Here is an 11,036-nt window from a genome sequence, read left to right as displayed (position 1 = left end):
GTGCTTATCCGGTTGTCTCCCAAATCCACTACCGGTAGTATGTTGAGCATCTGTGCCAACTTGGGATGGCCATGGTTATCGACGTGCTTGAACGAGACGATTTGCCGTTTCCCCGCTCGCTTCCCGAGTTTCAGCGACTGTTCCCGGACGAAGCGGCGTGCGCGGCCTACCTTGAACGCGCCCGATGGGACGCCGGGTTCGTTTGTGAGCAATGCGGCTCGTCCGGAGAGCCTTATCGCTTCGCCAATCGCCCCGGCGTTTGTCGGTGTCGTCATTGCAAACGGGACACGAGCCTCACTGCTGGCACGGTCATGGAACGCACTCACACACCGCTCCCGGTATGGTTCTGGGCAGCCTACTTGGTCGCCAGCCAGACGCCCGGCATGTCGGCCGTCCAGTTCCAACGGCAACTCGGACTGCCGCGCTACGAGACGGCTTTCCAAATTCTTCACAAACTGCGGGCCGGCATGGTGCGGCCCGACCAGGACCAAATTGGTGGCAACCCCGGAGAACACGTCGAAGCCGATGAAACCTACGTCGGCGGTCGTACTCGCGGCAAGGGCCGAGGCGTTCACGACATGGTTCTCGTCGCCGGTGCCGTCGAGGTTAAACAACGCAAGCCCGGTGGCAGCCTCAACAAGCGGAGGACTGGACGGTACGCAGGACGCGTTCGACTCGCTGTAGTGCCAGACCGAAGTGCCAAATCGTTGGGTGGCTTCATCGAGCACATCGTTGCGCCAGGCGCCACCATTGTTACCGATGACTGGAACGGCTACGCGACTCTTGGAAAACGGGGATATCTTCATACTGCCGTTGCTGAACGTGGCGACGTGCAAGTTGCCGAGACCTTCCTGCCCATCATTCACCTCGTGTTCTCCAATCTTAAAACATGGCTACGTGGCATTCACCACGGCGTCAGCCCGCAACACTTGCAAGCCTATCTCAACGAATTCACGTTCCGCTTCAACCGCCGCTTCTACCCATTCAACGCTTTCCGCTCCCTGCTGGGCATTGCTGGCGACGTCACTGCGCCAACCTATGCCGAACTATATGCAAAAAAATTACGTCCCACTACAGGTAGTAGGCATGGGAGCTAACCGGATAAGCACGAATCATTTTATGGAAAAGTGGTAACCACCGCCTTTTCACTGGCCCCGACCAATCGCCCAGACTATGGGTGCATCGGCCAGATACTTGCGCAAGGCGTGTGTCACCTGCTGCGCGTCCAGAGTGGCGATCTTTTTGTCATACTGCGCTAACCAGGCATAATCACGCCCGCTATACATCCCTTGCGCCAGGCTGGACGCATAGGAGCGCTCCTCACGCAGCGAGGTTTTTCGCTCATGCAGCCAAGCGCGCTTGGCGCGCTCGACTTCCGTAGCCGAAAAACCGTCTTTGAGCGCCCGCGCCAGTTCTTCCTTGAGGCTGCTCAGCGCAGCATCGGCCTTGTCGCTGGCCGCGCTGGCCTGGATTACCAGTTTGCTGCGTGGCTCGAAGTGGTTGCCTGACAAACTCGCGCCGGCGCTGTAGGCCAGTCCCTCGCGCTCGCGCAGTCGGGTCCAGATGCGGCTGTCGGCATCACCGCCGAGTACCTTGACGGCGATGCGCAAGGCCGGAAAATCTGCCGCGTCGTCAGTAATGCGCAGCAGAGTCGATCCGGCGATTGAGGCATTCGGTTTTTCTGGCATCGATACCTTGAGCGGTGTGGTGTCGACGACCAGCGGCGCGTCAATGTCGCGCACCCGATCGTAGGCAATTCGTGCCGTCGGCAGTTTGGCGACCTTGGCCCAGACCGCCTGCACGTCCTGCTCTGAGAAGGCGCCGACCATGGCCAGGCGAACCTGCGCCAGTCCGGAGAAGTCGGCGACGCAGGCGCTCGCCTGCGCGAAACTCACGGTACGGTATTCCGCCAGTTTTTGCTCAAGCGAGCGAGGTTGCAGCGGGTGCCCGGGCGGGTAATTGTCAAAGCGCAGACCGGCATCGCTGGCGGCAAGCTGCGCCGGATCCTTCAGACCCGCTTCCAGCTTGGCGATGGCAGCGGCCTTGAGGCGCTCGAATTCGCTTTGCGGCAGTGCTGGTGATGCCCACACGCCGAGCAGGATGTCCAGCGCGGCCTCAATGTTCCGGCGCGGCGCTTCAATGACGATGCCGCCAAGGCCCAACGACCACTGTGCCTGCAGCGCTTCGAGTTTGGCGCTTAACTGGTCGCGATCAAGACCTGCACCGCCATAGGCCATGAGTTGATCAGCGATGGCGCAGGCCGTCCGCCGGCCGCTCAGTGCCGACTCGTTCCCGTAGTCGTTATTGAGGTTCAACCAGGCCAGGCTGCCCTGGGTCTGACGCGAAATCAGCGCCGCCTTGGCCCGTGATCCGTCAAGGGGAATGGTGATGGTGGCTTTGGCCAAGTCGCTGGCCGAGTTCGGTAGTGGGTCCGCCAGCATGGCGATGGCCGGCCACTCCTTGCCCGAGACCAGTGCGGTGGCCGCGGCGAATTTCGGTAATTCCGGCGCCGTGTTGCCCTCACCGTGGCGTAGCAAGACGTCGCTGCGATTGATGCCGACCGCCCATTTCTTTAGAGCGGCATTGACTTCGTCACGATCGACGGTCTTGACCATGTCACGCTGCCAGAAGTACAGGCGCCAGTCGCCGGAGACTTCGGCTTGCGACAGGAGCGAGGCGAGCATTTCGTGTGCATTTTCCATTCGTTCGTAGGCATTGAGCTCTGTTAGTCGGGCGCGTTCCAGTTGCTCCTGGCTGACGCCCCCGGCCGCAGCGCTTTCGATGTGCTCGCGCAACGCACGTGAGATGAGCTCGGCGTCCGCTTCCTGGCCAGCCGTGGCGGTCGCGATCAACAGGCTGTAGTCAGTCTGCATATGCGTTCCACATGACACGGCGACGGCAATCCGCCGTTCCAGAACCAGGTCTTTGCGCAGGCTGCCCCAGTCTTCGTCGCAGATGGCGCTGATGCCCAGGTCAAAGGCGTAGGTCTGCCGTTCGTTCATGCCGGGCAGTTTCCAGGCGCTGGCGGCCATGGTTTTGCCGGCCGGTAGAATGAGTTCGCTGCGATTAGTCGTAGCCCGTGGTTCTTCGCGGGTCCAACTGCTGATTTTTGGGCCTGACGGATTGCGTGCGTGCGCAAATAGCCGGCTGGCCAGCGCCAGGACTCGCTGCGGGTCGAAATTGCCAGAGACGATCAGTGCCGCGTTGTCGGGGCGATAGTGTTTTCGGTGGAAAGCCTGCAAGGCGCTGAAGGGGGCGTCCTCAATGTCGCTGCGCGCACCGATGGTCGGTCGCGAATAGCCGTGCCAGAAGTAGCTCTGACGCTGCAAGGCGCGCATCACCAGGCTGCCGGGGTCATTATCACTACGTTCCAACTCATTGCGCACGACGCTCATCTCGCTCGCCAGATGCTCTTTTGTGAAGCTGGCCCGGATGAAGCGATCGGCTTCGATGCGAATGGCCTCATCAATTTTTTCGGGCTCGGCGGCAACGGTTTCGAAGAAATTGGTGCGGTCGGCGTTGGTGGTGCCGTTCCAGTTTGCACCGAGAGCGGTGAGGTCGCTCTTCAGATCGGCGCGCCTACCAGCGCTTTTGAACAGCATGTGCTCGAGCAGGTGCGCCATGCCTGTTTCACCGTAGCCTTCGAGCTTGCTGCCCGTCTTGATAAGCAACTCGATGCGGGCGTTGGCGGCTGACGGAAATGGCGCGAGGATAATCTTGAACCCGTTCGGCAGGACATAGGCCGAAAAACCGGCGGCGTGCGCGTCGAGGCGGGCCAGGCCCGCCGGCTGGGCGACAGAGGGAAGGCATTGAACGCATATCGCGACAAGCAAAACGAGGGCATAACGAAAATGGGTCATGGTGGTGGGGGCTTGCTTGCAATTAGTTGGGCTCAGAGGCTGTGAATTATCAGACAAACGAACTAGACCCCGGCGTTCGCCGGGGTGACCATGGCTCGTGCTCAACCCCCGAGCTCGCTAACGCGAACGGATACGGTCAGCGCCGGACGCTGTCCGGCCGGACCGACGAAGCTGCCGGAAACCGGGGGTACTGTTTCAGGGTGGCGCGCCACGGCAACCGGGATATGCTGGTTGCCGGTGATCAGGCCGCTGGTCGGATCGAAGCCCTTCCAGCCCGGGCCAGGCAGATAGACCTCGGACCAGGCGTGAGTCGTGGCATTGCCGGTTTCGTTATCGGGCATGTGCAGGTAGCCGCTGACAAAACGGCTGGCCAGTCCCATATAACGGCAAGCCTCCATGAATAATGCGGCAAAGTCGCGGCATGAACCGCTGTTCAGGCGCAGTGTCTGGGCGGGGGATTGAACGCCCTCCTCCTCGCGGATCTGATAGGTGAACGTGTTGGCGATTTCGCAGTTTAATTGTGAGAGCAGGGTGAAAGTCTCGATCGGACGCTGTAGCAGACCGAGGCCATCGAGCCAGTCGTGCAGCGCCGGACGGTCATCGACATAGACGCTTTGCTCGAAAGGCGCGAGATCGGGCTGCTCGCCGACGGCGTAGGCGAAGGGGCAGTTAACCGCGTAATCCTCCATCAAAAAATCGAGCGGGGCATCGTCATAAACTGCGATGTCTACCTCGCTAAGCACGTGCAAGGAGGTGGACGGTTCGCTGAAACTGACCATCGCTACCGAATTGCCGAGCGCATCCCGATACCAGCGGATGGCGTGCGCCGGAGCGATGTCGAGCGTCGAGGCTTCGATTCTCAGGCTGTGGCTTTCAAGAGGACGCAGGCGCAGGCGATGCGGTAGCAGGGATACCGCAGCCGGGAACCGGTATTCGGTCACGTGAGAGATGTTAAGACGTCGCATGTTTGATCCACCATTCCTAATTGCCAGTAGCCTTGGAGTATAAGGCCTATTACTAAGCTGACTGAAAGCCGCCAATCTTTTGTATCATTGCGCCTTCAACACTCTGGCTGGCCGGACAAGGGACAAGGCGCGTCTTTTGCCAACGGCTGGCCAGGCCCTTTGCACTGGAGCCTGCTGTGTCAATTCAAGTTGCCCTCAATCACGTTACCCATTATCGCTACGATCGCCTGGTCGCTCTCTCGCCGCAGGTCGTGCGCCTGCGTCCGGCGCCGCACTCGCGCACGCCAATCCTTAGCTATTCGCTAAAGGTTACGCCGGCCGAACACTTTATCAACTGGCAGCAGGATCCGCAGGGCAACTACTTGGCGCGGCTGGTCTTCCCGGAGAAAACGCGCGAATTTCGGGTTGAAGTCGATCTGGTCGCCGAGATGTCGGTGATCAATCCCTTCGATTTCTTTCCTGAGCCTTACGCCGAGAAGTTTCCGTTCAAGTACGAGGCCGAGCAGCGCAATGAGTTGCTACCTTATCTGCATACCCTGCCATTGACCCCGAAAGTGGGCGAATTTATTGCCACGATCCCGAGAAAGCCGATGCCCAGCGTCGATTTCCTGGTCGATATCAACCAGCGTGTGCAACATGTCGTCGGTTACGTCATCCGTCTCGAACCCGGCGTGCAAAGTCCGGAGGAGACCCTGACCCTGGGCAGTGGCTCGTGCCGCGACTCGGCCTGGCTGCTGGTCCAGGTGCTGCGCCATCTCGGTTTGGCCGCACGCTTTGTGTCGGGTTATCTGATCCAGTTGGTGCCGGACATCAAGTCGCTCGACGGACCGTCCGGCACCGACGTTGACTTTACCGACCTGCACGCCTGGTGCGAAGTTTATCTGCCCGGCGCCGGCTGGGTCGGCCTCGATCCGACCTCCGGCTTGTTCGCTGGCGAAGGGCATATCCCGGTGGCCTGTTCGCCGCAGCCGTCTTCGGCCTCACCAATTAGCGGTTTTACCTCAAAGTGCGAATGCGAGTTCGGGCACAGCATGAGTATCGAGCGGGTCTGGGAAGCGCCGCGCGTCACCAAACCCTATAGCGAGGAGCAATGGTCGCTGATTGAAACGCTCGGCCATCGCATCGACGCCGATCTGAAGCGCGGTGACGTGCGTCTGACCATGGGCGGAGAGCCGACTTTCGTTTCGATCGACGACCCGGACGGCGCCGAATGGAGCACCGAGGCCATGGGGCCGACCAAGCGCATCCTCGCCGCTGAAGTTTTCCATCGCTTGCGCGAGAAATACGCGCCGCAGGGCCTCGTGCACTTCGGTCAGGGCAAGTGGTATCCCGGCGAGCAATTGCCGCGCTGGTCGCTCAACTGTTTCTGGCGGCGCGACGGGCAGCCGGTGTGGAGCGACCCGGCGCTGTGCGCCAACGAAAAGCAGAGCTATGGCGCTGATGCGGCGTTGGCGGGGCGCTTTCTGTACAGTCTGGCTGAGCGTCTTGGCCTTGACAGGAAATACGTCTTTCCGGCCTACGAGGATGCCTTCTATTATTTGTGGCGCGAACACCGCTTGCCAATCAACGTCGACCCACACGATGCGCGCCTCGACGATCCGCTCGAACGCGCCCGTCTGGCGGCGATTTTCGGCCAGGGACTGGATAAAGTCATCGGCTACGTCCTGCCGGTGATGCGCCATCCAAAGCTGGCGAAGCGCTGGCAAACCAGCCCGTGGTTCCTGCGCGGCGAACGTTGTTTTCTGGTGCCCGGCGATTCGCCGGTCGGTTACCGTCTGCCGCTCGATTCGCAGCCCTGGGTGGCCAAGAGCGATTACCCCTACACCCACGCACCCGACCCGACACAAAACTTCGAAGCGCTACCGGCCCATGCTGACCTTCAAGAGCAGCATGCCGAAAGCTCCGACTTGCCCACTGCCGAGCCAGCCGCGCCGACCGCCGATCACCCGCCGAAGAAACATGAGTCGGCGGCAGAGGTCACGCGCACGGCGATTTCAGCTCAGGCGCGCAATGGCCTGCTCTACATCTTCATGCCGCCGACCGATCGTCTGGACGACTATCTCGAACTCGTCGCCGCCGTCGAGGCCACCGCCAAAGCCCTGGCCACGCCGGTCCTGCTCGAAGGCTACGAGCCTCCGTCCGACCCGCGCCTGACCAACTTCCGCGTCACCCCCGACCCCGGCGTCATCGAAGTCAACATTCAGCCCTGCGCCAGTTGGGATGAGCTGGTCGAGCGCACGACGCATCTCTACGAGGTGGCGCACCTGTCACGCCTGACCTCCGAGAAGTTCATGCTCGACGGTCGCCATACCGGCACCGGTGGCGGCAATCACTTCGTTTTCGGCGCGCTGACGGCGCTCGATTCGCCTTTCCTGCGCCGCCCTGACCTACTGCGCAGTCTGATCAGCTACTGGCATAACCATCCGTCGCTGTCCTACCTCTTCTCCGGTCTGTTTATCGGCCCGACCAGCCAGGCGCCGCGCGTTGATGAGGCGCGCAACGATTCGGTCTATGAGCTGGAAATCGCTTTTAGCCAGTTTCCGCAAGCGGACGAAGAGGTGGCCCCGTGGCTGATCGATCGCCTGCTGCGCAACCTGCTGATCGACGCCACCGGCAATACGCACCGTGCCGAGTTCTGCATTGACAAGCTCTACTCGCCTGATGGCCCGAGTGGCCGACTGGGTCTACTCGAAATGCGCGCCTTCGAGATGCCGCCGCACGCGCGCATGTCGCTGGCCCAGCAACTGCTGCTGCGGGCACTGATCGCCCGTTTCTGGAAGCAACCCTATGCACCCGAGCGGCTGATGCGCTGGGGCACCGAACTGCACGATCGCTTCATGCTGCCGCACTTCGTCAAGCAGGATTTTGACGACGTCATCGACGAACTGCGCGCGGCCGGTTACGCTCTTGAGAGTGACTGGTTTGCACCGCATTTCGAATTCCGCTTCCCGGTGCACGGCGGTTTTGTGGCTCAGGGCATCTCCTTTGAGCTGCGTCACGCCCTTGAACCCTGGCACGTGATGGGCGAAGAGGGCTCGGTCGGCGGCACTGTGCGCTATGTCGATGCCTCGTGCGAGCGCGTGCAGGTCAAAGTGAACGGCATGGCCGGCGACCGTTATGTCCTGACCTGCAATGGCAAGGCCGTGCCGCTGCAGCCGACCGGCAAGGTTGGCGAATTCGTCGCCGGCGTGCGTTACCGGGCCTGGCTGCCGGAGTCGGCGCTGCACCCGACCATTGGCATCCATGCACCACTCGTCTTCGATCTCGTCGACACCTGGATGAAACGCTCGCTGGGTGGTTGCCAGTACCACGTTGAACATCCCGGCGGACGCAACCCCGAACGCTATCCGGTCAATGCCAACGAGGCCGAAGGCCGTCGTCTGGCGCGCTTCACCGCCTTGGGACATAGTCCGGGGACGATCAATATCCCGCTCTCGCCACGCAACGCCAACTTCCCGTTTACGCTAGACTTGCGGCAATTTTGAAACTTGCGCGCTGGGAAAAATTGCGAACCACCAAGTCACCAAGACACAAAGACGACCGAAGGAAGTGCAGAGCGCACCAAGAAATTCAAATCTTTGTGCACCTTGGTGTCTTGGTGACTTGGTGGGGAATCTTTTTCAACGGCCTTCGACCTACTAGTACCCAGCACCCCTTGCCCGATGCCGCGTAGCCTGCTTTCGATGTATCAGAGAAAGACCGATCGTTTCGACGAGATGATCGCAGCGAACGGTGAAGTACGCCCGTCGTGGCAGTCTTTTTTTGACCACCTCAACGCGGCAACGCCGGAGCAGATGCGCCACCGGCTCAGTTACGTGCGCCAGCGCATTCTGGAAAACGGCGTCACCTACAACGTCTACGCCGACCCCGAAGGAACCGACCGGCCATGGGAACTTGATCCGCTGCCGCTGATCCTGTCTGCTGGCGAATGGCATGAGATTTCCAGCGCCATCACGCAGCGTGCGCGCCTGCTCAACGCCGTGCTTGGCGATCTCTATGGCGCGCAGACGCTGATCAAGGATGGCACCCTGCCGCCAGCGCTGGTCTATGGTCACAATGGGTTTCTCTGGCCCTGCCAGGGCATCACCCCACCCGGCGATAGCTGGCTGCACCTTTATGCCGCCGACCTGGCGCGCTCGCCAGACGGCCGCTGGTGGGTGATTGCCGACCGCACCCAGGCGCCGTCGGGCGCGGGGTACGCGCTGGAAAACCGGATCATTGTTTCGCGCGTATTCCCTGAGCAGTTCCGCGATCTGGGCGTGCAGCATCTGGCCGACTTCTTTCGTGCACTGCAAGACAACCTGGCGCACCTGGCGCCGCATGAGAACGAGCCGCCGCTGATCGTCTTGCTGACGCCGGGACCGTACAACGAAACCTATTTCGAACACGCCTATCTGGCGCGTTATCTCGGTTATCCGCTGGTCGAAGGCCAGGATTTGACGGTGCGCGGCGATTGCGTCTATCTCAGAACACTGACCGGACTGCGCCGCGTGCATGCGATCCTGCGCCGGCTTGACGACGATTACTGCGACCCGCTTGAACTGCGCGGCGATTCGGCACTCGGCGTTCCCGGCCTGTTGCAGGCCGTGCGCGCCGGCAAGGTGCTGGTCGCCAACGCGCTCGGCAGCGGACTACTCGAATCGGCGGCGCTGCCGGGTTTCCTGCCCGGCGCTTGCGAAAAACTACTCGGTGAAACGCTGGCTATGCCGTCGGTCGGCACCTGGTGGTGTGGCGAACCGGCGGCGCTTGAGTTTGCCATCGAAAATCTCGACCAACTGGTTATCAAGGGATCCTTCCCCTCGCAGCGCATGGACCCGATTTTTGGCAGCGAACTGGTGGGGGCGTCGCGCGAAGAATTGATCGCCCGCCTGCGCGCCCGCCCGCAGGCCTATGTCGCGCAAGAGCTCGTTGATTTTTCGCAGGCCCCGGCGTGGAGCACGAAACATGACCGTCGACTGCTGCCGCGTGGCGTTGCCCTGCGCGTTTATGTCGCCGCGACGCCAGCGGGCTACGTGGTGATGCCGGGCGGGCTGACACGCGTCACGGCGGCGACCAATGCGCGCTATATTTCGATGCAGCGCGGCGGATCGAGCAAGGACACCTGGGTCCTTAGCGAGCAGGCGGTCAGCACCTTCAGCCTCCTTAAAAAGCTGGTCGGCAAAACCGACCTGATCCGTAGTGGCAGCAATCTATCCTCGCGGGTCGTTGAAAACCTCTACTGGTTCGGCCGTTACGCCGAACGCTGCGACGATGCGGCGCGGATCCTGCGCGTCGGATTGTCACGGCTGGTCGACGCCGGTGCTGACGCCATCCCGGCGCTGATTTCAGCGCTCGACCTGTGCCGTTCGCTCAAACTCTTGCCCGAGGCCGATAGCAAAGCGGGCGTCAAAGCGATTGAAGCGAGCAGCGCCGAGCAGCGTTCCGAACTCGAAGCGCTGTTGCTTGACGCCATCTGCGATAGCGAGTGGGAAGACAGCATCGCCGGCAACATCCGTCGCCTGCTGTGGGTCGGCACCCAGGTGCGCGAGCGCTTCTCGCTCGACAACTGGCACGCCCTGAACCGCTTGCAACTTCAGTTGCAGCGCTATAGTAAGGTACGGCCCGAGATCAGCGACGCACTCGCCTTCCTCGATCAAATGCTGCTGGCTTCATCGTCGCTGGCTGGATTTGCCATGGACAACATGACGCGCGACGATGGCTGGCGCTTTCTGATCATCGGCCGCCGCCTTGAACGTCTGATTTTCCTGTCCGATGCCATCAGTCAGTTTCTGCGTCTTGACTCGACGCGCGCAGCCGGCAGCATCGAATGGCTGCTCGAACTGACCGACAGCATCATTACCTACCGTTCGCGTTATATGGCTCAGCCCGAGTTGCTGCCGGCGATCGACCTGATCGTTTTCGACGACGCCAATCCGCATGCCGTTATTTTTCAGTTGCAGAACCTGATCCGCTATCTCACGCGTCTGACTAGAGCGCTTGACGACACGCAGGATGACGTGCTGCGTCCCGCCCTTGCCCGCTTGCAGTCCTTTGACCTGGGCCTCCTGGAAGGACTTGATTTTAGCCAGTGCCGCAACTGCGATCCCTGTCTCGAACTGGCCAACGCGCTCAACGGAATTTCTCTCGCCTCAGCGACGCTTTCGGACCGTCTGGCGATGCGCTATTTCACCCATATCGGCGATGTCGGCCGGCAGACTCTGACGGCGTAATT

5 protein-coding genes are annotated in these 11,036 nt (G+C 61.2%); 3 read left to right on the top strand and 2 right to left on the bottom strand.

Annotation, left to right across the window (positions count from 1 at the left end; all coding sequences use genetic code 11):
• The first annotated feature begins 71 nt into the window (after positions 1 to 71).
• Positions 72 to 1,097, top strand: coding sequence for an IS1595 family transposase (locus Q1J43_RS15095; RefSeq protein WP_301103338.1), 1,026 nt, complete (start codon positions 72 to 74; stop codon positions 1,095 to 1,097).
• A 48-nt stretch (positions 1,098 to 1,145) separates the two neighbouring features.
• Here Q1J43_RS15095 and Q1J43_RS15090 read toward each other — a convergent pair whose 3' ends face one another.
• Together Q1J43_RS15090 and Q1J43_RS15085 are read right to left on the bottom strand one after the other, a co-directional pair.
• Complete coding sequence (locus tag Q1J43_RS15090) at positions 1,146 to 3,860, bottom strand: M16 family metallopeptidase (protein WP_301103337.1); 2,715 nt, start codon at positions 3,858 to 3,860, stop codon at positions 1,146 to 1,148.
• A gap of 101 nt (positions 3,861 to 3,961) precedes the next feature.
• Complete coding sequence (locus tag Q1J43_RS15085) at positions 3,962 to 4,825, bottom strand: transglutaminase family protein (RefSeq protein WP_301103336.1); 864 nt, start codon at positions 4,823 to 4,825, stop codon at positions 3,962 to 3,964.
• 176 nt (positions 4,826 to 5,001) lie between these two features.
• Between Q1J43_RS15085 and Q1J43_RS15080 the strand changes: the two genes are divergently transcribed.
• Both Q1J43_RS15080 and Q1J43_RS15075 read left to right on the top strand, forming a co-directional pair.
• A complete protein-coding gene (locus Q1J43_RS15080) occupies positions 5,002 to 8,310 on the top strand; it encodes a transglutaminase family protein (protein WP_301103335.1) in 3,309 nt (1,102 codons plus the stop codon).
• 198 nt (positions 8,311 to 8,508) lie between these two features.
• Positions 8,509 to 11,034: a circularly permuted type 2 ATP-grasp protein gene (locus Q1J43_RS15075; protein ID WP_301103334.1), complete on the top strand. Its 2,526-nt coding sequence runs from the start codon at positions 8,509 to 8,511 to the stop codon at positions 11,032 to 11,034.
• The last annotated feature ends 2 nt before the right edge of the window (positions 11,035 to 11,036 follow it).

Source organism: Propionivibrio sp. (assembly GCF_029255185.1).
GTDB lineage: Bacteria > Pseudomonadota > Gammaproteobacteria > Burkholderiales > Rhodocyclaceae > Propionivibrio.
This window is presented reverse-complemented; position numbering and strand designations above follow the sequence as displayed.